The organism is Acinetobacter sp. USHLN143, assembly GCF_037145695.1.
GTDB lineage: Bacteria > Pseudomonadota > Gammaproteobacteria > Pseudomonadales > Moraxellaceae > Acinetobacter > Acinetobacter fasciculus.
In genome coordinates this window covers 1-411 of the sequence record NZ_JBBCWZ010000227.1, presented here as the reverse complement: position 1 = coordinate 411, position 411 = coordinate 1, and the positions used below count along the sequence as shown (strand labels likewise).

Annotated in this window: 1 protein-coding gene; it reads right to left on the bottom strand. The window is 50.1% G+C overall.

Annotation, left to right across the window (positions count from 1 at the left end; genetic code table 11):
- Positions 1 to 411 (bottom strand): IS66 family transposase (locus WFH18_RS17820; protein ID WP_336755414.1); only part of this gene is annotated, 411 nt, incomplete at both ends.

Below are 411 nucleotides of genomic sequence, written 5' to 3'. Positions count from 1 at the left end.
CAGCTTTGCTGACTGGATTAAAGTCATGATATTCGCCGCTCGCTGACCACTGCGCAGCGAGCCAGCAAACAGCCAGTTCTTGCGTCCTAAGGCCCAAGGTCGCATTTGATTCTCTACCCAATTATTGCAAATCGGTAGATTGCCATCATCCAAATAGCGGCTTAAAGCTGGCCAACGCTTCAGAGTGTAATTGATCGCCTTGGCGGTGGGAGAACTCGATGGCACCGTCAGATGATGTTGGTTGAGCCATTCATACAGTTGTTGCATCACCGGTTGACTATGCTGTTGCCGGTATTCGCGGCGGTCTTCCGCTGTACTATCGGTCTTTTTCCTGAGTTCTGCTTCTATCCCATACAGTTTCTGAATCAGCACTAATGCCTGTTCAGCGACCTGACTTTTCCCGGTCACATG